Source organism: Streptomyces sp. NPDC044003, assembly GCF_056435185.1.
In genome coordinates this window covers 576,737-601,268 of record NZ_JBWKFA010000005.1, presented here as the reverse complement: position 1 = coordinate 601,268, position 24,532 = coordinate 576,737, and the positions used below count along the sequence as shown (strand labels likewise).

General features: G+C 73.4%; 25 protein-coding genes. 16 read left to right on the top strand and 9 right to left on the bottom strand.

The features are described 5' to 3' along the window. Window positions 1-212 precede the first annotated feature (212 nt). Genes AC07AW_RS23235 through AC07AW_RS23220 form a run of 4 tightly spaced genes read left to right on the top strand, consistent with a single transcriptional unit; the run spans window position 213 to window position 3,810 of the window. The gene (locus AC07AW_RS23235; protein WP_478817362.1) at window positions 213-1,283 is read left to right on the top strand and encodes an AAA family ATPase; all 1,071 of its coding nucleotides are present in this window, start codon (window positions 213-215) and stop codon (window positions 1,281-1,283) included. Further along, the gene (locus AC07AW_RS23230) at window positions 1,280-2,017 is read left to right on the top strand and encodes an NUDIX hydrolase (RefSeq protein ID WP_478817361.1); all 738 of its coding nucleotides are present in this window, start codon (window positions 1,280-1,282) and stop codon (window positions 2,015-2,017) included. Before AC07AW_RS23235 ends, AC07AW_RS23230 begins: the two co-directional genes overlap by 4 nt. After that, the gene (locus AC07AW_RS23225; protein WP_478817360.1) at window positions 2,014-3,045 is read left to right on the top strand and encodes an ADP-ribosylglycohydrolase family protein; all 1,032 of its coding nucleotides are present in this window, start codon (window positions 2,014-2,016) and stop codon (window positions 3,043-3,045) included. Before AC07AW_RS23230 ends, AC07AW_RS23225 begins: the two co-directional genes overlap by 4 nt. Window positions 3,046-3,048: 3 nt before the next feature. After that, window positions 3,049-3,810, top strand: a complete 762-nt coding sequence (locus tag AC07AW_RS23220) for a nucleotidyltransferase domain-containing protein (RefSeq protein ID WP_478817359.1) — start codon at window positions 3,049-3,051, stop codon at window positions 3,808-3,810. Here AC07AW_RS23220 and AC07AW_RS23215 read toward each other — a convergent pair. Both AC07AW_RS23215 and AC07AW_RS23210 read right to left on the bottom strand, forming a co-directional pair. Further along, window positions 3,790-4,479 carry a nucleotidyltransferase domain-containing protein gene (locus AC07AW_RS23215; protein WP_478817358.1) on the bottom strand — a complete coding sequence of 230 codons (690 nt, stop codon included), beginning with the start codon at window positions 4,477-4,479 and terminating at the stop codon, window positions 3,790-3,792. The two genes, AC07AW_RS23220 and AC07AW_RS23215, sit on opposite strands and share 21 nt — an antisense overlap. Window positions 4,480-4,489: 10 nt before the next feature. After that, on the bottom strand, window positions 4,490-5,008 hold the full coding sequence (locus AC07AW_RS23210) for a Rieske (2Fe-2S) protein (RefSeq protein ID WP_478817357.1): 519 nt from the start codon (window positions 5,006-5,008) through the stop codon (window positions 4,490-4,492). Window positions 5,009-5,141: 133 nt separating this feature from the next. Here AC07AW_RS23210 and AC07AW_RS23205 point away from each other — a divergent pair, with 133 nt between their 5' ends. The 6 genes from AC07AW_RS23205 (at window position 5,142) to der (ending at window position 10,471) form a co-directional block, all read left to right on the top strand. Next, window positions 5,142-5,573, top strand: coding sequence for a YidB family protein (locus AC07AW_RS23205; protein ID WP_478817356.1), 432 nt, complete (start codon window positions 5,142-5,144; stop codon window positions 5,571-5,573). A gap of 107 nt (window positions 5,574-5,680) precedes the next feature. Then, window positions 5,681-6,043: a chorismate mutase gene (gene aroH, locus AC07AW_RS23200; RefSeq protein ID WP_359511260.1), complete on the top strand. Its 363-nt coding sequence runs from the start codon at window positions 5,681-5,683 to the stop codon at window positions 6,041-6,043. Next, window positions 6,040-7,128 carry a prephenate dehydrogenase gene (locus AC07AW_RS23195; RefSeq protein WP_478817355.1) on the top strand — a complete coding sequence of 363 codons (1,089 nt, stop codon included), beginning with the start codon at window positions 6,040-6,042 and terminating at the stop codon, window positions 7,126-7,128. The genes aroH and AC07AW_RS23195 overlap by 4 nt, the downstream gene beginning before the upstream one ends. Window positions 7,129-7,552: 424 nt before the next feature. Continuing rightward, window positions 7,553-8,311, top strand: a complete 759-nt coding sequence (cmk, locus tag AC07AW_RS23190; RefSeq protein ID WP_478817354.1) for a (d)CMP kinase — start codon at window positions 7,553-7,555, stop codon at window positions 8,309-8,311. Then, window positions 8,308-8,952 (top strand): lysophospholipid acyltransferase family protein, encoded by a 645-nt coding sequence (locus AC07AW_RS23185; RefSeq protein ID WP_478817353.1) that lies wholly within the window; start codon window positions 8,308-8,310, stop codon window positions 8,950-8,952. The genes cmk and AC07AW_RS23185 overlap by 4 nt, the downstream gene beginning before the upstream one ends. 70 nt (window positions 8,953-9,022) lie before the next feature. After that, window positions 9,023-10,471: a ribosome biogenesis GTPase Der gene (gene der, locus AC07AW_RS23180; RefSeq protein WP_478817352.1), complete on the top strand. Its 1,449-nt coding sequence runs from the start codon at window positions 9,023-9,025 to the stop codon at window positions 10,469-10,471. 75 nt (window positions 10,472-10,546) lie between these two features. Here the strand turns inward: der and AC07AW_RS23175 are convergent, their stop codons facing one another. Together AC07AW_RS23175 and AC07AW_RS23170 are read right to left on the bottom strand one after the other, a co-directional pair. After that, entirely contained in the window at window positions 10,547-10,816 is a 270-nt protein-coding gene (locus tag AC07AW_RS23175; RefSeq protein WP_392154269.1) for a hypothetical protein, read from the bottom strand. Between the two features lie 197 nt (window positions 10,817-11,013). Further along, window positions 11,014-11,796 carry a hypothetical protein gene (locus AC07AW_RS23170; RefSeq protein ID WP_478817351.1) on the bottom strand — a complete coding sequence of 261 codons (783 nt, stop codon included), beginning with the start codon at window positions 11,794-11,796 and terminating at the stop codon, window positions 11,014-11,016. A gap of 217 nt (window positions 11,797-12,013) precedes the next feature. On the opposite strand from AC07AW_RS23170, the gene AC07AW_RS23165 reads away from it, so the two are divergent. Continuing rightward, entirely contained in the window at window positions 12,014-12,643 is a 630-nt protein-coding gene (locus AC07AW_RS23165) for a LysM peptidoglycan-binding domain-containing protein (protein ID WP_478817350.1), read from the top strand. A gap of 4 nt (window positions 12,644-12,647) precedes the next feature. Here AC07AW_RS23165 and AC07AW_RS23160 read toward each other — a convergent pair whose 3' ends face one another. Genes AC07AW_RS23160 through AC07AW_RS23150 form a run of 3 tightly spaced genes read right to left on the bottom strand, consistent with a single transcriptional unit; the run spans window position 12,648 to window position 16,392 of the window. Then, window positions 12,648-13,304: an ABC transporter ATP-binding protein gene (locus tag AC07AW_RS23160; RefSeq protein ID WP_478817349.1), complete on the bottom strand. Its 657-nt coding sequence runs from the start codon at window positions 13,302-13,304 to the stop codon at window positions 12,648-12,650. Further along, entirely contained in the window at window positions 13,301-16,006 is a 2,706-nt protein-coding gene (locus AC07AW_RS23155) for an ABC transporter permease subunit (protein ID WP_478817348.1), read from the bottom strand. Before AC07AW_RS23155 ends, AC07AW_RS23160 begins: the two co-directional genes overlap by 4 nt. Then, the gene (locus AC07AW_RS23150) at window positions 15,994-16,392 is read right to left on the bottom strand and encodes a hypothetical protein (RefSeq protein WP_478817347.1); all 399 of its coding nucleotides are present in this window, start codon (window positions 16,390-16,392) and stop codon (window positions 15,994-15,996) included. The genes AC07AW_RS23155 and AC07AW_RS23150 overlap by 13 nt, the downstream gene beginning before the upstream one ends. 137 nt (window positions 16,393-16,529) lie before the next feature. On the opposite strand from AC07AW_RS23150, the gene AC07AW_RS23145 reads away from it, so the two are divergent. From AC07AW_RS23145 to AC07AW_RS23130, 4 genes are all read left to right on the top strand, one after another. After that, entirely contained in the window at window positions 16,530-17,036 is a 507-nt protein-coding gene (locus AC07AW_RS23145; RefSeq protein ID WP_478817346.1) for an MTB12 C-terminal domain-containing protein, read from the top strand. Continuing rightward, window positions 17,014-18,306 (top strand): ABC transporter substrate-binding protein, encoded by a 1,293-nt coding sequence (locus tag AC07AW_RS23140; protein WP_478817345.1) that lies wholly within the window; start codon window positions 17,014-17,016, stop codon window positions 18,304-18,306. Before AC07AW_RS23145 ends, AC07AW_RS23140 begins: the two co-directional genes overlap by 23 nt. An 80-nt stretch (window positions 18,307-18,386) precedes the next feature. Then, a complete protein-coding gene (locus AC07AW_RS23135) occupies window positions 18,387-19,661 on the top strand; it encodes a glycosyltransferase family 4 protein (RefSeq protein ID WP_478817344.1) in 1,275 nt (424 codons plus the stop codon). A 444-nt stretch (window positions 19,662-20,105) separates the two neighbouring features. Beyond that, window positions 20,106-21,074, top strand: a complete 969-nt coding sequence (locus AC07AW_RS23130) for a helix-turn-helix transcriptional regulator (protein ID WP_478817343.1) — start codon at window positions 20,106-20,108, stop codon at window positions 21,072-21,074. Here the strand turns inward: AC07AW_RS23130 and ctaD are convergent. Then, the gene (ctaD, locus tag AC07AW_RS23125; protein WP_478817397.1) at window positions 21,031-22,725 is read right to left on the bottom strand and encodes an aa3-type cytochrome oxidase subunit I; all 1,695 of its coding nucleotides are present in this window, start codon (window positions 22,723-22,725) and stop codon (window positions 21,031-21,033) included. The genes AC07AW_RS23130 and ctaD overlap by 44 nt on opposite strands. A 308-nt stretch (window positions 22,726-23,033) precedes the next feature. Between ctaD and AC07AW_RS23120 the strand changes: the two genes are divergently transcribed. Continuing rightward, on the top strand, window positions 23,034-23,249 hold the full coding sequence (locus tag AC07AW_RS23120; RefSeq protein WP_478817342.1) for an I78 family peptidase inhibitor: 216 nt from the start codon (window positions 23,034-23,036) through the stop codon (window positions 23,247-23,249). Between the two features lie 103 nt (window positions 23,250-23,352). On the opposite strand, the gene AC07AW_RS23115 is transcribed toward AC07AW_RS23120, so the two are convergent. Beyond that, window positions 23,353-24,183, bottom strand: coding sequence for a phosphatase PAP2 family protein (locus AC07AW_RS23115; protein ID WP_478817341.1), 831 nt, complete (start codon window positions 24,181-24,183; stop codon window positions 23,353-23,355). Between the last annotated feature and the right edge of the window lie 349 nt (window positions 24,184-24,532).

Sequence of the window (24,532 nt, the reverse complement as noted above, 5' to 3'; positions counted from 1 at the left end):
CGGCGGTCACGGGCTTCGTCGTGCCCGGGCCTTGTGGGTGATGACCCGATCGCTTTATAGTCAAGGTGACTCTTAAAGAGATCGGAGGTGAGCCCCGCCATGTACGGCCGGAGGACCTGGACCCACGGGGGTGGATCAGGTCTCGACGTCCTTCCGGCGCGCCGCACGACGCGCGCCGAAGGGGCATGGCCGCCCATGGCGGGGGGCACCGAATGAAGCGCCACGGCCACGGCCTCGTCCCCGGCAGGTTCCATCCGCCGCACGCCGGCCACCACCACCTCGTCCGCACCGCGCGCGACCGCTGCGAGCGCCTCACGGTGCTCGTGCGCGGCGCCTCGGCGGACACCCTCTCCCTGGAGGACCGGGTCTCCTGGATGCGCGAGATCCACCCGGACGTGCTCGTCGTCGGCGCCGCCTGGGGTGACGCCTGGGACGCCGCCGTGCCCGAGCGCGTCGACGCGGTCTTCACCTCGTCGTACGGGGAGTCGTCCGGGGAGGAGTCGTACGGGGAGAGGGAGTCGTACGAGGACGAGCTCGGTCGCCACTCGCCCGCCGAGACCGTCCTCGTCGCCCGGGAGCCCGCACACCTCACCGACACCGCCGTCAGCGCGGACCCCGCCCGCTTCTGGGACCACCTGGAACCGCCGGTGCGGGCCGCCCTCACCCGGCGGGTCGTCATCCTCGGCGCCGAGTCCACCGGCACCACCACCATGGCCCGCGCCCTCGTCGACCACTACCGGCGGCGCGGCGGCGTCTGGGCCCGCACGCGCTACGTACCGGAGTACGGACGCGAGTACGCCGCACTCAGATTCGCCGAACTCCGCGCCGAACGCCCCGGCGCCGACCGGTCCGAGCTCGTCTTCCGCTCCTCCGACTTCCCCGTCATCGCCCAGCGCCAGTCCGAGCTGGAGGAGGAGGCCGCCCGGGACGGCTCACCCGTCCTCTTCTGCGACACCGACGCCTTCGCCACCACCATCTGGCACGAGCGGTACATGGGCACCACCAGCCGCGCCACCGGCGAGATCGCCGCCCTCGGCCGGCAGCACCTCTGGCTGCTCACCGACCACCGGGGCGTCGACTTCGAGGCCGACGGACTGCGCGACGGGGAGCACCTGCGGCCCTGGATGACCGCGCGCTTCCTCACCCAGCTCGCCCACACCGGCCGCCGCACCGCCGTCCTCACCGGCCCCCACGAGGAGCGGCTCGCGGCGGCCGTCGCCGCCGTCGACGCGCTGCTGGCCGAGGGCTGGCACCTCACCGACCCCCAGCCGGAGCGCCGATGACCGCCCACCGGGCCCCCGAGGGCTACGACCCGTACGCCTTCGAGCCGTTCGCCGTCACCGTCGACCTCGCCGTCCTGACGATCCGCGAGGAGCGCCTGCACGTCCTGCTCGTCGAGCGCGGGCAGGAGCCGTACGCCGGGTCATGGGCCCTGCCCGGCGGCTTCGTGCTGCCGCGCGAATCCGCCGAACGGGCCGCCCGCCGCGAACTCGCCGAGGAGACCGGGCTCTCCGAGGCCACCGTCGCGGGCCTCCACCTCGAACAGCTCCGCACCTACACCGAACCGGACCGCGACCCGAGGATGCGGGTCGTCTCCGTCGCCTTCACCGCGCTCGTACCCGACCCACCCGAACCGCGCGGCGGCGGCGACGCGGCACAGGCCCGGTGGATCCCGTACGGGACGCACGGCGGTCTCGCCTTCGACCACGACCGGATCCTCGCCGACGCCCACGAACGGGTCGGCGCCAAGCTGGAGTACACCTGCCTCGCGACCGCCTTCTGCCCGCCCGAGTTCACGCTCGGCGAGCTGCGGCAGGTCTACGAGACGGTCTGGGGCGTCGAACTGGACCGCCCCAACTTCCGGCGCAAGGTCCTCACCACGCCCGGCTTCGTGCAGGCCGTGGAAGGACCGCCGCGCCTCACCGGCGGACGGGGGAAACCGGCCGCTCTCTACCGGGCGGGCGGGGCCACGACCCTCCACCCGCCCCTCCTGCGACCGGAAGGACGCCCCGCATGAACCTCACCCGCACCGCCACGAAGCAGGCGGCGACCGGCTCCCTGATCGGGCTTGCGCTCGGCGACGCGCTGGGATTCCCGACCGAGTTCAACGACGTCCCGTCGATCCTCTCGAAGTGCGGATCCTGGCGGGAGATGGCACTGCCCGTCAGGAACGGCAAGGCATACGTCACCGACGACACCCAGATGACCCTCGCCTTCGCCCGCGGCATCCGTACCGCCATGGACCGGGGCGTGCTCGCCCCGCTGCGGCTCGCCCGGCCCGTCCGTGACGAGTTCGTCGACTGGTACCACTCCCCGGAGAACAACCGCGCCCCCGGCAACACCTGCCTGCGCGCCTGCATGCTCCTCGACGGCGACCGGCTCTGGCAGGACGCCAGCCAGATCCACTCCAAGGGCTGCGGCGCCAACATGCGCGTCGCGCCCATCGGGCTCGTCCCCGGCCTCAGCGAGGAGCAGCGGGCCGGCGCAGCGCAGCTCCAGTCGGGCCTGACCCACGGTCACCCCACCGCGCTCGCCGCCTCGGACCTCACCGCCCGCGCCGTGTACCTGCTCGCGCAGGGCGTGGACCCGGCCGGGCTCGTCGGACAGCTGCGCTCCTACGCGTACGAGAACCGCTCCCGCTACCACGAGCACTGGCTCGGCGACCTGTGGACCCGCTCCCAGGACCCCGACGCCCTCCACTTCATCCGGCGCGGCTGGGACGAGTGCCTGGCCGTCCTGGAGCGCCTCGACGCCGTCCAGCGCACGGCCGACCCGGAGCTCGACCCCTGCGAGTACACCGGCGACGGCTGGATCGCCGAGGAGGCCCTCGCGACCGGGCTCCTCTGCTTCCTGCTCTTCCCCGACGAGCCCCTCACCGCCCTCCGCCGCGCCGCCTGCACCCGCGGCGACTCCGACTCGATCGCCGCCCTCGCGGGCGCCTTCGCCGGCGCCCACCTCGGCGCGGACGCCTGGCCGAAGGAGTGGGCGGAGCGCGTCGAGTACCGCAGCGACCTGCTGACCTTCGGTGCGCTCTGGGACGCTTGATCCATGACGCTCACCCTGGACCTGGACCTCTCCGCCGTCGTCGCGGAACAGCCCGACCCCCTGCTCTTCGCGACGGTCTCCGGCGCGCACCTGTACGGTTTCCCGTCCCGCGACTCGGACGTGGACCTGCGCGGCGCGCACCTGCTGCCCGTGGACGCCCTCATAGGCCTCCGCGAGCCGGAGGAGACCCGGAGCCGGATGTGGGACCGGGACGGCGTCGAGATGGACCTCGTCACCCACGACCTGCGGAAGTTCGCCCGGCTGATGCTGCGCCGCAACGGCTACGTCCTGGAGCAGCTCACCTCCCCGCTCGTGGCCCACACGACGGAGACCCACGCCGAGCTGGTCTCCCTCGTGCCGGAGATGCTCACCCGCCACCACGCTCATCACTACCGCGGCTTCGCGGGGACGCAGTGGCGGCTCTTCGAGAGCAGTGGCGAGCTCAAGCCGCTGCTGTACACCTACCGGGCCCTGCTCACCGGCATCCACCTGATGCGTTCGGGTGAGGTGCAGGCCCATCTGCCGACCCTGGTCGAGGAGGTGGCCGAGGCGCCCGCCCGGCTGCCCGGCCTCGTCGCGGCGAAGGCTGCGGCCGAGCACGGGCGGGCCGAGGTGGACCCCGATGCCGTACGGGCCGAGACGGAGGCCCTGCACGGGGTCCTGGACGAGGCTCAGGCGGCCTCGGGGCTCCCGGAGGCGACCCGAGGCCACGACGCGCTGCACGACCTCGTCGTACGGGCCCGGCTAGAGCTCGGTCACGGCTGAGGCGCGGCGGGCGCGGATCAGGAAGTCCTGGATGCGGGGTTCGTCGGGGGCGTCGGGGAGCGGGGTCGTGTCGTGGGCACGGTCCGCCTCGTCCTGGAGGCGGTTCATCCAGGACTCGACCTCCGGCCAGGGCACCTCGCCGTGCTTGACCGCGAGGAGACGGTCGCGGTCCTCGCCGACGTCGATGCGGAGCTCGCCCGTGCGCAGCAGGTCGCGGCAGCTGGTCAGGAGCCGCAGCAGGTGCATGGCGTGCTTCCAGCGGGGATGCCCGTACTGGCGGACATCGGCGTCGAGCTTGCGGCGCTGGCCGGCCGCGTACCGCACGAAGGTCCGGTGGGCCCGGCGGGACAGAAAGGCCCCGCGCAGCGAGAGCAGCTCGCGGCCCCAGTCGTCGACGTGCTCGACGACGGGGGAGTGGAGGCACTCCAGGACGTTCGGGTTGTTGCGCAGGGCGAGCTCGCAGAAGCGTTCCAGCTCCCAGCTGAACTGCTCCTCGCCCGGGCCCTCCACATGCGCCGGGGGCTTGTCGAAGTGCCAGAAGAGCGGCGTCGGGGCGAGATAGACACCCCGTACGTCCGTGTCGCTGCCCTCGGTCGCCAGACCGAAGGCGCGCGAGCCCATCACGCAGGAGTAGATCGTGTGCTCGCGCACCAGCTCGTCCGGAGTCATGCCCGGCAGATTACGCGAGGGTGATCGTCTCCCCCGAGACAATAATCTGTTCCGCCGGGAGGGGACGGGGAGCCGGGCCCGCCGCCACCGAACCGTCGGCGATGCGGTACTTGGAGCCGTGGCACGGGCAGTCGATCGTGCCGTCCACGACCTTGTTCACCGTGCAGCCCTGGTGGGTGCAGATCGCCGAGAACGCCTTGAACTCGCCCGCCGCCGGCTGCGTCACGACCACCTTCTCCTTCGCGAAGACCGTGCCGCCGCCGACCGGGATCTCGGAGGTCCTGGCAAGGGGCGCGGGGCCGCTCGGAGCGGCCGTGCCGGTCGGGGAGGAAGTGGCCGTCGGGGTGGCCGCGCCCGTCGGGGTGGCCGTGCCGGTCGAGGTCGGTCCGCTCGCGGTGGGGGCCGGTTCGCTCGCGGTCGGCGCACTCGTGTTCGTACCGCTGCCGTCGCCGCCGCCCGAGCCGCAGCCCGTCGTCAGGGCCGCCGTGGCGAACAGGACGGTACGGCGAGTCGTGGAGCTTGAAGTCATGCCGCCAGCTTCGTCGCGCATCGCCCCCGGGGCCCGCAACACGCCTGCCTGCGCCCGCCGCCTACTCCGAGTGGCGGAACACCCCGGTTCGGGTGAGATTGGGCGTGTTTCGTACCGAACGAAAGGCAGGACCATGGCGGGCAACGACCTCGGCGGTCTCCTCGGGAGCCTCCTCGGCGGCAGCAGCAGCAGTGGCGGCGGGCAGGGCGGCGGCAACCTCCTCGGCTCCCTCCTGGGCGCCCTCATGGGCGGGCAGGGCGGCAGCGGCAACGGCTCGAACCCGCTCGGCGGCCTGCTCGACATGCTCACCAGGTCCGGCCTCACCGACCAGACGCAGTCCTGGGTCGGCACCGGCGAGAACCAGGCCGTCAGCGGTGCCCAGATCGCCGAGGCCCTCCCCGACGACACCCTCCAGAAGGTCGCCGCGGAAGCCGGCCTCACCCCGCAGCAGGCCGCCGACGAGATCGCGCAGACCCTGCCCCAGGCCGTCGACCAGCTGACCCCGAACGGCTCGCTGCCCCCGGGTGCCTCCCTGGAGGAGATCATCCGCCGGCAGCGGCTCTGACCGCGTCCGGACGCCCGCCCGCCGTCTCGGAGGGCGGGCGGTACGGCGCGCCGCCCCCGCCGCTGACTAGGCTGAACGGAGCACTGACGCAGGCGAAGGAGCACGACGTGGCGGTACGAGCGGTCCGAGGAGCCGTCCAGCTGGAGCGGGACGAGGCCGGACACATGCGCGAGCAGGTCGAGGAGCTGCTCACCGCCGTCCTCGAACGCAACGGGCTCACCACCGACGACCTCATCAGCATCTGGTTCACGGCCACGCCCGATCTGCACAGCGACTTCCCCGCCGCCGCGGCCCGGCACATCGGGATCGTCGACGTCCCCCTGATCTGCGCACAGGAACTCGACATCGAGGGTGCGATGCCGAGGGTCGTCCGGCTCCTCGCCCACGTCGAGACCGAACTGCCCAAGTCGTCGATCGCGCACGTCTACCTCGGTGCCGCGGCCGCCCTGCGCAAGGACATCGCCCAGTGAGAACAGCGCTCGTCATCGGTACCGGTCTCATCGGTACCTCCGCCGCCCTCGCCCTCGCCGGCCGGGGCGTCACCGTCCACCTGCGCGACCACGACCCGGCGCGCGCCCGCACCGCCGCCGCGCTCGGCGCGGGCACCGACGAGGCGCCCGAAGGCCCCGTGGACCTCGCCGTCGTCGCCGTACCGCCGGCGCACGTGGCCGCCACCCTCGCCGAGGTCATGACGGCCGGGCTGGCCCGCGGCTACCTGGACGTGGCCAGCGTCAAGGGCGGGCCGAAGCGGGAGCTGGAGGCGCTGGGCCTCGACCTCACCGCGTACATCGGCACGCACCCCATGTCCGGCAAGGAGCGCTCGGGGCCGCTCGCCGCCACCGCCGACCTCTTCGAGGGCCGGCCCTGGGTCCTCACCCCGACCCGGGACACCGACACCGAGGTCCTCAACCTCGCCCTGGAGCTCGTCGCCCTCTGCCGGGCCGTCCCCGTCGTCATGGACGCCGACGCCCACGACCGGGCCGTGGCCCTGGTCTCCCACACCCCGCAGCTGGTGTCCTCGATGGTCGCCGCGCGCCTGGAGGAGGCCGACGAGTCCGCCGTACGGCTCTGTGGGCAGGGCATCCGCGACGTCACCCGGATCGCGGCCTCCGACCCGCGCATGTGGGTCGAGATCCTCTCCGCCAACCCCGGGCCCGTCGCCGACGTCCTCTCCGGCGTCGCCGCGGACCTCGACGAGACCGTGCGCGCGCTGCGGTCCCTCCAGTCCGCCTCCGCGGACGAACGGCGCGACGGGGCGACGGGCGTCGAGGACGTCCTGCGGCGCGGGAACGCGGGGCGGGCCCGCGTTCCCGGCAAGCACGGTGCCGCGCCCGCGGTCTACGAGACCGTCGCCGTCCTCATCAGCGACCAGCCGGGCGAGCTGGCCCGCATCTTCGCCGACGCGGGGCGTGCGGGGGTCAACATCGAGGACGTCCGCATCGAACACGCGACGGGGCAGCAGGCGGGCCTGGTCCAGCTGATGGTCGAGCCGTCGGCGGCGCGGGTTCTGGGCTCGGCCCTGCAGGAACGGGGCTGGTCCCTCCGCACGGGCTGATCCGTTGCGGGCGCGCCTCCCGCCGGGGCGGCGCCCACCCCGTTGTGGGCAATCGTTCCGCTGGGGCGGAACGGGTGGGCACAACGGACCCGCGCCCTGCCGGCGCCAGAGGCTCCCGCGCCCCGACCCGCACCACCTTGTGCGCCGCCGCTTGGGGTGCGGGTCCAGGCGCGGAATGCGGAGGCGCCGCTGGAGGGCGCCGTCCCGTGTGCCCACCCGTCCCGCCCCAGCGGGACGATTGCCCACACGGCGGTGTGCGCCGCCCCGCATGGGCGCGGGTCCCACACGGGGGGTGGGCCGGGGTGCCGCCCAGCGCGGGCGCGGGCCCACACGGCGGGTGGGCACCGCCCAGCCGGGCGCGAGCCCGCACGGGTGCGGGCCCACACGGCGCGGGTGTGGGCCGGGGCCGTGTGGGCGGGGCCGAATGGGGGCTGGGGACTCGGTAACCTTGTGGGGGTCCCCGCATCCCGCCGGGCCTGCCGCTCACCCCCAGGAAGGTGTTCCCACCGTGGAATCCGTGATCGTCGCCATCGACGGGCCCTCCGGCACGGGCAAGTCCAGCACCTCGAAGGCGGTCGCCGCCAAGCTGGGGCTGAGCTACCTCGACACCGGTGCCCAGTACCGGGCGATCACCTGGTGGATGATCAGCAACGGCGTCGACGTCACCGACGCCGAGGCCGTCGCCAACGCCGCGTCCAAGCCGGTCATCGTCTCCGGCACCGACCCGGCCCGGCCCACCATCACCGTCGACGGCGCCGACGCCTCGGGCCCGATCCGTACCGAGGAGGTCACCTCCAAGGTCAGCGCCGTCAGCGCCGTCCCCGAGGTGCGGAGCCTGATCACGGAGCTCCAGCGGTCCATCGCCAAGAGCGCCGAGATCGGCATCGTCGTCGAGGGCCGGGACATCGGCACCACCGTCCTGCCCGACGCCGACCTGAAGATCTTCCTCACCGCCTCGCCCGAGGCCCGTGCCGCCCGCCGCTCCGGCGAGCTCAAGGGCGTCGACGTGCACGCGACGAAGGAAGCCCTCATCAAGCGGGACGCGGCCGACTCCAGCCGCAAGACCTCCCCGCTCGCCAAGGCCGGCGACGCCGTCGAGGTCGACACCACCGACCTCACCCTGGACCAGGTCATCGAGTGCGTCGTCACCCTGGTGGACGAGAAGCGGGCGGCCGCCAAGTGACCCTGCCCTCCGAGAAGGGCGCCGCCGTCGGCCGCCGCATCGGCATCGGCCTGATGTACGGCTTCTGGAAGCCGCGCGTCCTCGGCGCCTGGCGGGTGCCGGCCTCCGGCCCCGTCATCCTCGCCGTCAACCACGCGCACAACATCGACGGCCCCATGCTCATGGGCACCGCCCCGCGTCCCGTGCACTTCCTCATCAAGAAGGAGGCGTTCGTCGGACCGCTCGGCAGCTTCCTGGAGGGCATCGGGCAGCTCAAGGTGGACCGGGAGAGCACCGACCGCACGGCGATAGGCAATGCGCTCGGCGTCCTGCAGCAGGGCGGCGTCCTCGGGATCTTCCCCGAGGGCACCCGCGGCGACGGCGACTTCGCCTCGCTGCGTGCGGGCCTGGCGTACTTCGCCGTCCGCAGCGGCGCGCCGATCGTCCCGGTCGCCGTCCTGGGAAGCACCGAGCGCAGCGGACGGTTGGTCAAGGCACTGCCTCCGCTGCGCGGCCGCGTCGACGTCGTCTTCGGCGACGCCTTCGACGCGGGGGACGGCTCCGGCCGCCGCACCCGCAAGGCGCTGGACGAGGCCACCGTACGCATCCAGGAGCGGCTCACCGGCCACCTGGAAAACGCCAGGCGTCTCACCGGGCGCTGAGCGAGACTTTCAGTAGTGGGCCCCGGTGACCGGGGACCCACCGACCACGAATGATCAAGGAACGGACTTCATGAACGACCAGCACGACCACGGGGCACTTGGCGACGCCGAGTACGCGGAGTTCATGGAGCTCGCCGCGGAAGAGGGCTTCGACGTCGAGGACGTCGAGGGCGCGATCGAGGAGGCCGGCCACGGCCCGCTCCCGGTCCTCGCCGTCGTCGGCCGCCCGAACGTCGGCAAGTCGACCCTGGTGAACCGCATCATCGGCCGCCGCGAGGCCGTCGTCGAGGACAAGCCGGGCGTCACCCGCGACCGCGTCACGTACGAGGCCGAGTGGGCCGGCCGCCGCTTCAAGGTCGTCGACACCGGCGGCTGGGAGCAGGACGTCCTCGGCATCGACGCCTCCGTCGCCGCCCAGGCCGAGTACGCCATCGAGGCCGCCGACGCCTGCCTCTTCGTCGTGGACGCCACCGTCGGCGCCACCGACACCGACGAGGCCGTCGTCAGGCTGCTCCGCCGCGCCGGGAAGCCCGTCGTCCTGGCCGCCAACAAGGTCGACGGCCAGTCCGGCGAGGCCGACGCGACCATGCTCTGGTCCCTGGGACTCGGCGAGCCGTTCCCCGTCTCCTCGCTGCACGGCCGCGGCACCGGCGACCTCCTCGACGAGGTCCTGAAGAAGCTGCCCGAGGCCCCCGCGCAGCGCTTCGGCAACGCGGTGGGCGGCCCCCGCCGCATCGCCCTCATCGGCCGCCCGAACGTCGGCAAGTCCTCCCTGCTCAACAAGGTGGCGGGCGAGGACCGGGTCGTCGTCAACGAGCTGGCCGGCACCACCCGCGACCCGGTCGACGAGCTCATCGAGCTCGGCGGCGTGACGTGGAAGTTCGTCGACACCGCCGGTATCCGCAAGAAGGTCCACCTCCAGGCGGGCGCGGACTACTACGCCTCCCTGCGGACCGCCGCCGCCATCGAGAAGGCGGAGGTGGCCGTCATCCTCATCGACACCACCGACAACATCTCGGTCCAGGACCAGCGCATCATCACGATGGCGGTCGAGTCGGGCCGCGCCATCGTCATCGCCTACAACAAGTGGGACGAGCTCGACGAGGAGCGCCGCTACTACCTCGAGCGCGAGATCGAGACCGAGATGCAGCAGGTCGCCTGGGCGCCCCGGGTCAACGTCTCCGCCCTGACCGGCCGCCACATGGAGAAGCTGGTCCCGGCCATCGAGACCGCCCTCGCCGGCTGGGAGACCCGCATCCCCACCGGCCGGCTCAACGCCTTCCTGGGCGAGATCGTCGCCGCTCACCCGCACCCGGTCCGCGGCGGCAAGCAGCCCCGCATCCTCTTCGGCACGCAGGCCGGCACCAAGCCGCCGCGCTTCGTGCTCTTCGCCTCCGGCTTCCTGGAGGCCGGCTACCGCCGCTTCATCGAGCGCCGGCTGCGCGAGGAGTTCGGCTTCGAGGGCACCCCGATCCACATCTCGGTCCGGGTCCGCGAGAAGCGCGGCCGCAAGAAGTAGCCCGCGCGGGAACGACACACGGCGGAGGGCCGGGACTCGATCGAGACCCGGCCCTCCGCCGTGTGCGCTTCCGCCCTAGAGGCCTCTTCGGGGTCCCGGTGGCAGTGCCGCCTGGGCGGGCGGGTGCTGCTGCGCCGACCATGCCGTCGGATACGCCGCCGCGTGCCGGTGGACCTGCCCGTACACGGCGGTGCTCAGGACCGTGCCGAAGGCCCGGAAGCCCAGCTCCTCCTCGCCGCTGCGGTCGCCCGGCAGCGTACGGAACGACCTGCGGTACTCCGAGTACAGGGCGTCGTAGATCGGCGTGGGCGAAGGGCCCGCCGTGACGTCCTGCGCGGGGCGCATCGCAGGGATCGGGCTCGGATACGGCTGCAGGAACGGGTCGTATGGGTGCACATAGGTGCCAACGACACCGCCGCCCGTCGGATGCGGGCGGCTCTCCGAAAGGGGAGCGCTCCGGGGACGCGGCACGGTCGGCACACCCGGTCCCGCCCCCGTCCTGGGGAGCCGCGCCCGCCCTATGCCGGGCCGGCCGTCTTCCATCAGGTGCCGGCCAGCGGCATCGCGGCGGCGACCAGGCGGCCGTTCGCGGCGGCCTTCTCCAGGGCGTCGCGCAGCAGGTCCTCGCGCGGCTGCTGGCCGATCGAGCCCACCGGGGCGGCGAAGACCAGGACCGTGTGCGACTTGTTGGCCGCCGCGCGCCAGCCCTCGGTGACCTGGAGCGGCTGGTGCGCCTGCCACCAGGCGGCCTGACCGGCACCGCCGGGACCCGGCTGGAGCACGGAGTGCAGCTGGCCCATGGCGACCAGGACCGACCAGCCCGGCAGCACCGCCGGCTTCTCGTCAAGCGTCATGACCGGCCGGAAGCCCTGCTCGGCCAGGAGCGGCAGGAACTCGTCGGTGAGGCCGTCCGAGCCGGGACGGGCCACCGGCGCGGTCGGCTCCACGACGAGCGCCGGGTGCAGCTCGCCCTCGATCAGGACGAGCCCGCTGGTGACCCCGAGCACCGCCTGCTCGGGGTGGGCGGCGGAGAGCGCGTCGGCGGCGTCGGAGGCCGTGATGGAGGCGACGGCGCCCTGGAGCTGCTCCTCGGCGACCCGGACGACCTGCGAGGGGATGCAGCTGGCGTGGGCGAACGCGAGGACCGCGGTCTCCTCGCCGACGAACAGCACCGTGCTGGTGCGCTCCTGCTCGGAGTCCCCCGGCGTGCGGCAGGAGGTGCAGTCGTAGCTGCCCGGGGCGTTGTCGCCGGCGAGCAGCCGGTCCGCTTCTTCGTCGCCGATCTCGGCGCGTACGTCCTCGCTGACGTCGAGCATGCGCGGCACGGGGGGCTCCCTGGACTCGGTACGGGGGGACGCCGGGCCGTTCCCGGGCGTCTCATGACGAGTTCAACGGGTCAGCCTCGGCCGGGGTCACGCGCGGAAGCGAGGCAACTTGCCAGTGGCGTGTGCGAGGGGGCGCGTGACTCCGACCGGGTGGGGTGTGAACAGTGTTCCGCGCGGCACGGGCCGGGGGTGCCGGGGGGCTGCCTAGCCTTCCCCGATGTCGAAGATCCGATTTTGGACGGCCGGTTCCCTCGTGGCGGCGTCCGCGGCCGCGCTCCTGACCCTGGCCCCGGCGGCCCAGGCCCGGGAGGTGTCTCTCGAGCCCGGGGACGTGACTGCTGTGGTGGCCGCCCGGGAGGAGGTGTCCGATGTGCTCCAGGGTGTGTCGGACACGCTCCGGGAGGCCGCCTCCGTGCCCTCGTACGCCTGTGCGGGGGACCAGTGGCCGTGGGGCTGCGTCGCCGAGTGCGAGAGCAGCGGGAACTGGCACATCAACACCGGCAACGGGTTCTACGGCGGGCTCCAGTTCTGGCACCCCACCTGGGTCGAGCACGGCGGACTGAAGTACGCCCGGCGCGCCGACCTGGCGACCCGTCAGCAGCAGATCACCGTTGCCGAGCAGGTGCTGCGCACCCAGGGGTGGGGGGCCTGGCCCGTCTGTTCCAAGCGGTACGGCCTGTACGGCCGGGTCCACACCATCCAGCCCGGCGACACCCTCGCCGCGATCGCCCGCCGCTTCGCGATCAAGGGGGGCTGGCAGGCGCTGTACGCGGCGAACCGGAGCGTGATCGGGGCCGATCCGAACCGGATCGCCGTCGGCTCCATGCTGCGGATCGCCCCGCTCTGAGGCGTCACCCGTACTCGGCCGGCTCCCCGCTCGACGTGCACGAGCCGCGCCGCAGCTCGTGCACGAGCGAGCCCGGCGGCAGCCCGTCCGGGACACGCTGCTCGGCCAGGACCACGGCCGCCCCGCGCTCCACGGCGAGCGCGGCGAGCATCCGGTACGTACGGGCCGCGACCGGCGGGGCCATGCCGAGCGACGGCTCGTCGACCAGCACCACGCGCGCGCGTGCGAGCAGTGCGCGGGAGAGCGCCAGCATCCGGCGCTCCCCGCCGGAGAGGGTCCCGGCGGTCCTGGGCAGCAGCGGGACGAGCTCGGGGTACGGGGCGGTGGCGTCGGGCGCGGGGACCCCGGGTGCGGCGAGCGCGAGGTTCTCGGCGACGGTCAGGCCCGCGTACACCGCCCGCAGATCCGGTACGAAGCACAGGCCGCGGCGCGCCCGCGCGTGCGCCGACAGGCGGCTCACGTCCGTCCCGCGCCACTCCACCCGGCCGGCCGTGAGGCGCACGGTCCCGGCGAGCGCGCGCAGGGCGGTCGTCCGGCCCGCGCCGTTGCGGCCCAGGAGAACGGTGACCGTCCCGGCCGGCACGGGCAGGTCGAGGCCGTGCAGGGCCTCCAGGGGGCCGTAGCGGACCCGGGCGGCGCGCAGGGCCATCTCGACGCTCACGACAGGATCCGGCCTCCCTCCATGGTGTGCACCGTGTCCGCGATCCCGGCGACCAGGTCCGGGTCGTGCTCCACCACCAGGACCGTCAGGCCGTCCGCCGCGAGGGCCGCCAGGATCCGGGCCAGCGCGGCGATCTCGGCGGCGTCGAGGCCGGCGGCCGGTTCGTCGAGGAGCAGTGTGTGCGGCCGCCCGGCCAGCGCGCGGGCCAGTTCCACCCGGCGCAGGGTCCCGGTGGGCAGGTCCGCCGCGGCCCGGTGCCGTACGGGTCCGGCGAGCCCGAACAGTCGCAGGCTCCGCTCCACGGCGGCCGGGTCGGCGCCTCTCCTGCTCTGCTCCTGGCCGAGGCGGACGTTCTCCTCGACGGTGAGCGACGGGAAGACGGCGAGCCGCTGGAAGCTGCGGGCGATGCCGAGACGGGTCCTGGCGTGCGCGGGCCGGGCGGTGATGTCGGTGCCGTCGAGCGTGATCCGGCCCTGGCCGCGGCGGGGCCGGAGGGTCCCGGCGAGACAGTCGAAGAGGGTGCTCTTGCCGGCGCCGTTGGGGCCGACGAGGGCGGTGACGCGGGCGGGGGAGAGGGCGAGGGTGACGTGGGAGAGGGCGGTGACCCCTCCGGGGTAGGTGAGGGTGAGGTCGTGCACGCGGAGGCCCGTGCGGGGGGCCGTGCGGGGCGGGGGTTCCGTCGGGCGGGGCTGGGCTTCGTCGCCGGGCGGCGGGCCGTGGGCGTGCGTCCGGCCTTCGGCCGGACCGGGGTTCCCAGCCGCACCGCCCGTGCGGGTGGTCGACAGAGGTGCGGGTCTTCCCGTGGGGGGTTTCGCGGCTTCGGCGGCCGCCCGACTGTGGGGGGGCTTCCGGCCTTCGGCCGGAGCGGGTTCCGCGCCGTCGGCGGCCTGCGGGGCGTGGGCGTGCTTCCGGCCCTCGGCCGGTGGGCCTTGGGTGGGCGGCCGGTGGGTCGGCAGCAGGTTCATCAGAGGGGGCAGGCGGCCCGTCAGCGTTGCCAGGAGGCCTATCAGGGCCGCCGCCGTGCCTGCTTGAGGGCCCGCGTCCAGTGTGGTCAGGAGGGCGGCCGCGGCCAGCGGGGTGAGGAGGCTGTCCGCGCCCAGGACCAGGACCGCCGCGAACCAGAGCAGGCCGCGTACCGGGTCGTACTGCTCCGGGTCGAAGGCCCGCAGGCCCATGCCCAGGAGCCCGCCGCCCAGGGCCGCCAGGGCCGCGCCCAGGACGAAGGCGAGGAGCTTGAGACGGGGCACCGGCACGCCCGCCGCCTCGGCCCCCGGTTCGTGGTCCCGCAGGGCGGCGAGCGCGCGGCCCGTACGGCCCCGGCGCAGGGCCGCCACCAGGGCCAGGCAGCCGGCCAGGACGACCAGCTCCAGGGCGTAGTAGGCGCGGTCGTCGGAGAAGCCCGCCGGGCGGCCCAGGGCCACGCCCGCCGTCGCGTACGGCTGGGTGAGGACGAAGCGGCTCACCGCCACCCCCACGGCCAGGGTCGCCAGGGCGAGCGCCAGGCCGTGCCGCCGGATCGCCGGCCACCCCGTCACCAGGCCCGTGACCGCCACCATCGGCACCGCGAGGACCAGGGCCAGGAGCGTGGGGATCCCCGCTGCCGCCAGGAGGGCCGTGAACAGGGCGCCGAGGCCCGCGTACGCCGCCTGGCCCAGCGCGATCTGGCCGCCCCGGCCCGCCACCACGACCAGCGACAGCAGGATCACGGCGAGCGCCGGGACCTGGATCGCCGTGTGCAGGTCCGATCCCGCGAGGCCCAGGGGGAGGAGGAGCAGGACGCCCACCACGAGCCACAGGGCCGTCGGCACGCGTGTGGCGCGCGTCGGCGGCGGCAGCGCGTCCCGTCCCTTGCCGCCGACGCCCGGCAGGACGAGCGCCGCCACCAGGAGCGCCACCACGAACAGGTTCGCCCCGACGGCCTGGAGCAGCGGTCCCGCCCAGCCCTCCGGGTGCAGCCGGGTCAGCTGCGCCTGGGCCACCCCGATCGCGAGCGCCGCCCCCACCGCGACGGGCAGCGACCGCATCCGGGCGATCACCGCGACCGCGATCACCTCGATGACGAGCAGCGGCATCCCGTACGGGTCGAGCCGTACGTACGGGGCGAGCAGGACGCCCGTGAGCCCGGCCGTGAACGAGCCGAACGCCCAGCCCGCCGCCGCGACCCGGTCCGCGTCGATCCCCGCCAGGACGGCGAGCGGCCGGTTGTCCACGACCGCCCGCAGCTCCCGGCCGAACCGCGTCCACCGGGTCACCGCCCCCACCAGGCAGGCCAGCGCCACCACTGCCGCGAGCTGCGCCCAGGGATCGTCGCCGAGCAGCACCGGCGCGTCGTCCCGGGCCCCCGGGCCCCACAGCAGCACCGCCGCGCCCACCAGGAGGACGAAGATGCCGATCGTCGCGACCAGGGTCTGCGCCGGGTTCGAGCCGCGGAGCGCCAGGGGACGGAAGACGCCGCGGTCGAGGGCCAGACCGATCGCGGGGGCCACGACCAGGAGCGTGACCAGGGCGCCCAGGGGCAGCGGCCAGCCCCAGCCGACCACCAGCTGGCGGAGCACGTACGCGCAGATCATGGCGACGGCGCCGTGCGCCAGGTTCAGCACCCCCGTCGCCCGGTAGGTGACGACGAGGCCGATGCCGGTGAGCGCGGCGGCGCTGCCGACCGCGAGGCCGGCGAGCGTCAGCTCGTACGTCAGGGAGGCCACGGCTCACACACCGGGCAGGGGGCGAGCTCCGCGTCCCCCACCGGCACGGCCTCCGCCTTGCCCGCCACCAACGGGCAGTCCGGGCGGTGCGCGAGCGTCCCCTCGGGGACCCGAAGGAGGGGGCCGTCCGAGGACGGCCGGGGAGTCTCCTCCGGTGGTGGGGGACTCGGCTCCGGAGGGCGTACGGGGAGCAGCGCGGCCGTCCCCACGAGGACCGCGCCCGCCACCAGGAGCGCCGCCCCCGGCACCGTGCACGAGGCCAGATAGGGCAGCTGCCGCTCCGCGAAGCGCTCGCCCGAGATCCCGTACCAGCCGAGCGCACAGAGCACCGCGCCCCCGGCGGCCGCCGCGAGACCGCTCCACAGCAGGATCCGGGATGTCGGCACCGCGGCCTCCCTCGTCTCCTCCCCCGCTCTTTCCCTGCTCTCCCCTTGCTGTCCCTTTCCTTGCACTATGCCCCGATCCGGCCCACCCTGGTAACACCAGCCGCTCCGGACTGGAGGGACACCCGATGGTGAGCCAGATGGATGTCGTACGACGCGGTGGACGCTCCCGTCTCGCGGTCCTCGGGGCCGTCGCCGTCCTCGCCGTGGCGCCCGCCCTCGCGAGCTGCTCCGACGACAACGGCGGGAAGACGGGCGGTACGGCCTCGTCCTCCCCGCCGATGGCCGGTCCCGCCGATCCGGTCGCCGCCAAGGCCCAGATCACCAAGAACTGGACGGCGTTCTTCGACCCCAGGACTCCCGTCGCCGAGAAGGTGAAGCTCCTGGAGAACGGGGAGCAGATGCAGCCGGTGCTCGCTGCCTTCGCCGGCGACAAGAACGCGGCCATGACCTCCGCGAAGGTCACCGGCATCGAGTTCACCTCGGCCACCGGCGCGAACGTCACCTACGACCTGCTGGTCGGCGGAGCCCCGGCCCTGCCCGGCTCCCAGGGCACCTCCGTCCTCCAGAACGACACCTGGAAGGTCTCCGTGAAGACCCTGTGCGGCCTGGTCGAGCTGAGCGGTGTCACCGTTCCGGGCTGCTGAGGCGGTCGCGGCGCTGCTCCTGGCCGCGCTGCTCACCCTCCTCGCGGGATGCGGCAGCCGGCTCCCGGAGAGCGCCTTCGAGACGCGGCCCACCGTCAACCCCTCCGGCGGTGAGCCGCTCCGCGTCGGCATCATCACCAGCACCACCAGCCCGGTCGGCGGAGAGACCTTCACCGGCCCGCGCGACGGAGCCCGCGCCTGGTTCGACGCCCTCAACGCGCGCGGTGGCCTCGACGGACGCCGGATCGAGGTCGAGACCTGCGACGACGGCGGCAGCGGCGTCGGCAACAACGCGTGCGTGCACCGGCTCGTCGACGAGCGCGGCGTCTTCGCCCTCGTCGCCACCACCGCCCTGAACTACGCGGGCGCGCCCCTCGTCGCCCGGGCCGGCGTCCCCGACATCGGCGGCCAGCCCCTCACCCCCGCCTACGACACCTATCCGCACCTCTACGGCATCTACGGCAGCTCCGCCCCCCGCACCGGCCGCGCACCCGGCTGGGGCGGCACGCTGTACGGCGGCACCGAGGTCTACCACTGGTTCCGGGAGGAACTGGGCGCGCGGACCGCCGCCGTCGTCTCCTACAACCAGGCCGCCTCCGCCGCCTACGCCCGCCTCGTCGCACGCGGCCTGCGCGCCGAGGGCTACCGGGTCGTCGAGGAACAGGTCGACTTCGCGCTGCCCAACTTCCGCGCCGTCGCCGCCGATCTGCGGGCCGAGCACGTCGACCTCCTCTTCGACGCCATGGACACCCACGGCAACGTGCGCCTGTGCGAGGCGATGGAGACGCTCGGCGTCCGGGTCGCCGCCAAGGTGACGAACGTGCAGAACTGGTCCTCGGCCGTCCCCCGCGACTACGCCCGGGCGCCCGGCTGCCGGGCCTCGCTGTGGGTGACGGGCTCCAGCCGGAACTACGAGGACACCGGGCAGCCGGCGGTCCGTGAGTTCCGGACGGCGATGGGGAACCGGCCGCTGTCGCAGTGGCAGTTGGAGGGCTGGGCGGCCGCCATGTGGTTCACCGACGCCGCCCGCTCCTGCCTCGCCCGGGGCGCGCTCACCCGGGGCTGCGTCGAGGAGTTCATGAACCGTCCGGAGCCGTACACCGCGCGTGGCCTGCTGCTCCCCGTACGGTTCGAGCGCCTGGCCCGGCCGCCCGCGACCCGGAACACCTGTCTGTCCGTGGCCCGTTGGCAGGACGACCGGGGCTGGGTGAGCCAGGGAGACATGACGAAGAACTGCGCGACCGTCCCCCAGCTCGGCTACCGCCCGTGAAGGCGCACCCGGACCGGCAGTACAGTCGGGCACCGACCGATCCGATGAACAGCGACTGACCGGGGGGAACCGGCAGCACGATGCGTATCTCCTTTCTGCTTCACAACGGCTACCACTACGGCGGCACGATCCGGACCACGTTCACGCTCGCCGAGGAACTGGCGGAACGTCACGAGGTCGAGATCGTCTCGGTGTTCCGCCACCGGGACCGGCCGCACCTCGGCCTCCCGTCGGGGGTGACCCTGCGCCACCTCGTCGACCTGCGCCGGGACAGCCCCGGATACGACGGCGACCACCCCGACTTCCACCGCCCCGCCCAGGTCTTCCCGCGCGGCGACGGCCGCTGGAAGCAGTACAGCGCGCTCACCGACACCCGGATCGGCGAGCACCTGCGCGGCGTGGAGGCCGACGTCCTCGTCGCCACCCGCCCCGGGCTCAACGTGCACCTCGCCCGGCAGGCCCGCCGGGGGCCCGTCCTCGTCGGCCAGGAGCACCTGATACTGGACGGCCACAGCTACCGGCTGCGCCGGGACATCGGCCACGAGTACGCGCTCCTCGACGCCGTCACCACGGTCACCGAGTCCGACGCCCGCGCCTACCGGCGGCTCGCCCTGCCCGGCGTCCGCATCGAGGCCGTCCCCAACAGTGTGCCCGCGCCCTCGGCGCCGCCCGCCGACCTCACGGCGCGGACCGTCGTCGCGGCGGGGCGGCTGACCGGGGTCAAGCGGTACGACGTGCTGATCGACGCCTTCGCCGAGGTGGCCGCGGACCACCCCGACTGGAAGCTGCGGATCTACGGCTCCGGCGACGCGGTCCAGGACCTGAAGGCCCCGCTGTCCCGGCAGATCAAGGACCGGGGCCTGGAAGGGCGGGCCTTCCTCATGGGCTCCGTCACCCCCATGGAACCGGAATGGGCCAAGGGCTCCATCGCCGCCGTGACCTCCGAGCGGGAGTCCTTCGGCATGACGATCGTCGAGGCGATGCGGTGCGGGCTGCCCGTGGTCTCCACCGACTGCCCCTACGGGCCGCGCGAGATCATCGAGGACGGGGTCGACGGGCGGCTCGTGCCGGTCGGCGACGTGGCGGCCGTCGCGGCGGCGCTGCGGGAGCTCGTCTCGGACGACGAACTCCGGGCCAAGACGGGACGGGCGGCGCTCGCCGCGTCCGAACGCTTCGACCCTTCGCGGGTCGCCGCGCGGCACGAGGCGCTGTGGGGGGAGCTGGTGGCTCGGGGTGCGGGGCGTCGGGTGCATGCTCCGGGGCGTGTTCGGGTCCACTCGGCGGTGGGGCGGGTGATCGACGCGGTGTACGCCCAGAAGGCGAGAGCGGGCCGCCTGCTCCGCCGCCTCCGCTGACGGACCCGCCCCGCCGGTGTGGCCGCGCGCCTGCGGGGCGGTGCCCCGGCCACCCGTGTGGCCGCGCGTCTGCGGGGCGGCGCCCCGGCCCACCCCCCGTGCGGGCCCGCACCCGTGCTGGGCGGTGCCCACCCGCCGTGTGGGCAATCGTCCCGCTGGGGCGGGACGGGTGGGCACACGGGACGGCGCCCTCTAGCGGCGCCTCCGCGTTCCGCGCCTGGACCCGCACCACGAGTGCGCCGTACCTGTGGGTGCGGGTCAGGGAACGGAAGCCTCTGGCGCCGGCAGGGCGCGGGTCCGTTGTGCCCACCCGTTCCGCCCCAGCGGAACGATTGCCCACAACGGGGGCGGGTGGGCACCGCCCCGGCGGAGGGCATGCCCGCAACGGGGGTGGGTGTCGCCCCGGCGGAGTGGGTGCCCGCGGTGCGCTGGGAGACTTGGGGCATGTTGGAGACCTCCGCGCGGCTTTTGCGGCTGCTGTCCTTGCTTCAGGCTCATCGCGAGTGGTCCGGAGCCGATCTCGCTCGGCGGCTCGGGGTGACCGCGCGTACCGTGCGGCGGGACGTCGAGCGGTTGCGGGAGCTCGGTTATCCCGTGCATGCCAGTCCCGGCACGGGCGGTGGGTACCAGCTCGGGGCCGGGGCCGAGCTGCCGCCGCTGCTCCTCGACGACGAGGAGGCCGTCGCGGTCGCGGTCGGGCTGCGGTCCGCCGCCGGGCAGGGCGTCGAGGGGATCGGGGAGAGCTCCGTACGCGCCCTGGCGAAGCTGGAGCAGGTCCTGCCGAGCCGGCTCCGGCGGCGGATCGGGGCGCTCAACGCCTTCACGGTCCCCCTGCTCCGTACCCCCGGAGCGCGCGTCGACCCGGCCGTCCTCACCGAGCTGGCCAACGCCTGCCGGGACAGCGAGCGGCTCCGCTTCGCCTACCGCGACCACGGCGGCACGGCCACCCGCAGGACCGTCGAGCCGCACCGTCTGGTCTGCACCGAGCGGCGTTGGTACCTGGTCGCCTGGGATCTGGACCGGGGCGACTGGCGTACGTTCCGGGGGGACCGGATCGAGCCGACCCCGCCGCACGGTCCGCGTTTCCCGCCCCGCGAGCCGCCCGCCGAGGACCTGGCCGCCTATGTGGCGAAGGGGTTGTCCGGCTCCGCCTACGCGGAGCGGGCGGTCGTCCGGCTCTTCGTCCCGCTCGCCGAGGCGGCCGCCGCCGTCGGCCCGCTGGACGGGGTCCTGACGGCGGACGGCGAGGACGCCTGTCTGCTGCGGACGGGCGCGCGGAGCCTCGACGTCATGGTGTTCCACGTGGCGTTCCTGGGCTTCGACTTCGAGGTGGTCGAGCCGCCCGAGCTCGCCGAGTCGGTGCGGGCGCTCAGGGACCGTCTGTCCCGGGCCCTCGACCGGGCGGAGAGCTGATCCGCATCCGCTCGTACGCGGCGAACTCCGGGTGGTGGAGGTCGAAGGCGGGCGCCTCGGAGCGGATCCGGGGCACGGACTCGAAGTTGTGCCGGGGCGGCGGGCAGGAGGTCGCCCATTCCAGGGAGCGCCCGAAGCCCCAGGGGTCGTCGACGTCGACCTTCTCCGCGTACCGCCAGGTGCGCCAGACGTTGTAGAGGAACGGCAGCGTGGACGTGCCGAGCAGGAAGGCGCCGATGGTGGAGACGGTGTTGAGCGTGGTGAAGCCGTCGGCCGCGAGGTAGTCGGCGTAGCGGCGGGGCATGCCTTCCGCGCCGAGCCAGTGCTGCACCAGGAAGGTGGTGTGGAAGCCGACGAAGAGGGTCCAGAAGTGGATCTTGCCGAGCCGCTCGTCGAGCATCCGGCCGGTGAACTTGGGCCACCAGAAGTAGAAGCCGGCGAAGGTCGCGAAGGCGACCGTGCCGAAGACCGTGTAGTGGAAGTGGGCGACGACGAAGTACGAGTCGGTGACCTGGAAGTCCATCGGCGGCGAGGCGAGGATGACGCCGGTGAGCCCGCCGAAGAGGAAGGACACGAGGAAGCCGACGGACCAGAGCATCGGGGTCTCGAAGGAGAGCGAGCCGTGGAGCATCGTCCCGGTCCAGTTGAAGAACTTCACCCCGGTGGGCACGGCGATGAGGAACGAGAGCATCGAGAAGAACGGCAGCAGCACCGCGCCGGTGACGAACATGTGGTGGGCCCAGACCACCACGGAGAGCCCGGTGATCGCCATGGTGGCGCCGACCAGGGTCGCGTACCCGAAGATCGGCTTCCGGGAGAAGACCGGGATGATCTCGCTGATGATCCCGAAGAACGGCAGCGCGATGATGTAGACCTCGGGGTGGCCGAAGAACCAGAAGAGGTGCTGCCAGAGCAGCGCCCCGCCGTTCTGGGGCTGGAAGACCACGGCGCCGAGGCGCCGGTCGGCCTCCAGGACGAGCAGCGCCGCCGCGAGGACGGGGAAGGCGATGATCACCAGGACTGCGGTGAACAGGATGTTCCAGGTGAAGATCGGCATCCGGAACATGGTCATGCCCGGCGCCCGCATCCCGATGATGGTGGCGAGGAAGTTGACCGAGGTCAGGATCGTGCCGAAGCCGGAGAGTGCGAGTCCCATGATCCACAGGTCGGCACCGATGCCCGGCATCCGCTCCAGACTGTTCAGCGGGGCGTAGGCGGTCCAGCCGAAGGCCGGTGGCCCGGTCGGGGTGAAGAGCGAGCCGAGGACCATCAGGCCGCCGAAGAGGAACAGCCAGTACGAGAACATGTTCAGTCGCGGGAAGGCGACGTCGGGCGATCCGATCTGCAGCGGCACCAGCTCGTTCGCGAAACCGGCGAAGGTGGGCGTGGCGAAGAGCAGCAGCATGATCGTGCCGTGCAGGGTGAAGGCCTGGTTGAACTCCTGGTTCGAGACGAACTGGAGTCCGGGGCGGGCCAGCTCGGCCCGCATCAGCATCGCCATGAGCCCGGCGATCAGGAAGAAGACGAACGAGGTGGCCAGATAGAGGTGGCCGATCTTCTTGTGGTCGGTCGTGGTGAGCCAGTCGATCAGGATGCGTCCGTGCCGTTGCCGGCCCGATTCGACGGTCGCGGCCGCTGTCCCGTTGCCCATCCCTGCCTCCGCCTCGCCGTGGTCCCGGCTCCGCGTCTCCGGGCGTTCGGCCAGCGTAAGCATTGTGTAAGGGAAGAGTGTGCGCCTCGGGTGCGCGTCGCCGAGGCAATTCGGGACGAGCTTGCGGAAGAGGGGAATTGGAGGCGCCTTACCCGTGCTTCCGAACCCTTCGTGCGAACTGATGGGGGCCCTTCGGAATTACTGGAGAAACGGCCGGAAACAGGCCCCGGGAGGGGTGTCGGACCGGGCAGACATATGTCGAGAACTTGTGACACAAGCGTGACCGCCGAGGGACTAACGTGAGGTTCATGTCACCCACTTCGCGCACTCCCGAACCGCCACGCGACGCTCCCGAGTCCTATGTGGGCCTCGACGCCGGAGGGGCCGAGCGGCTCGCCAGGACCCGTGGCTGGAGCGTCGTCCGGTCCCTGCCGCCGGGCTCGATCATCACCATGGAGTACCTCAACGGGCGCATCAACTTCGAGGTCGAGGACGGCACCGTCACTCGCTGCTGGCTCGGCTGAGGAGCCGGCGGGACCGCACGCGGAAGGGCCCCGGCCGACATGGCCGGGGCCCTTCCGCGTACGTGCTCCCGTACGTGTTCCCTGCGCGGAGGAGGGGTGCGGATCAGCCGCGGGTCACCGGCGCGCGCCGGCCGCCCGCCACCCCCACGGGCTCCCGGACCGGGTCCCTGACCGGCTCCTCGGACGCGGGCGGACGCGGCGGGAAGAACCCGGGACGCGGTCCTCCGGAGGCCACGGGCAGCGAGGGCACCAGCCGGCGGCGCTCCCGCAGCCGCTCCCGTACCCGGTCGCGCGCGGCGAGGATCCAGGCCTCCGCCACCGCCAGGACCGGCTCGCACCAGGGCAGGGCGAGCAGGACCAGGAGTCCGGCGGCCCAGCCGAGCAGCACGTCGCTCAGCCAGTGCGTGCCCAGGTAGACGGTGGTGAGGCCGACGCCGAGGGCGACCACCGCGGAGAGCGCCGACAGATAGCGCCTGGCCCTCGGGGTGGTCGCCAGGTAGGCGAGGATGCCCCAGGTCACGACCGCGTTGGCGGTGTGCCCGGAGGGGAATATGTCGCCGCCGGCGAACAGCTCGGGGGAGCCGATCTGGGTCGCGTAGTGGGGGCCGAGGCGGCCGAGTCCGAGCTTGACCGCGCCCACCGAGACGTTGAGCAGCAGGAGGGCGGCGCCGAGGCACAGCAGGGGGCGCAGGGTGTGCTGGCGCCAGGAGCGCCAGCCCAGCCAGGCGGCCACCATGACGGCCGTGGGGCCGCGCTGGCCGAGGACGACGTAGTAGTCGAGGAAACCGTGGATCTCGGGCCACTGCTGGTACGGCCGGAAGAGCATGATCTTCCAGTCGAGGGTCACCAGCCATGTCGACAGCAGGACGGCCACGACGCTGGCGAGATAGAACGCCGACGTCCCGCCGAAGAGGGCGAGACGCGTGCGGGTCATCCGCGGGACCTCTATCTTCGGCGGTTCCGGCTCCCGGTCCAGCCGGGCAAAGATGTCGGTACGCACCCAATCGACGTTACAGGGAGTGAGAAGCAGACCCGGTCGTTCCGCTCCCTTCGTGATGATCGTGTGATGTGGAGTGGGTCTCACCGGGTGGTCTATTCCAGGTGTCCGTCGGGAAATCCGATGACCTTCGGCCCTATTGCCGCACGGGCGATTTCGGAAGGGTGTTTGAACGCCGGGGAATTTCTTCAAACAGACGTCCGTGCGGAATTCCATGCGACGCGCGGTCCGCGCCGAGTGGCGTACGCCACACCGTGAGCCCCGCCGGGGTGAGAGCTGCACCACG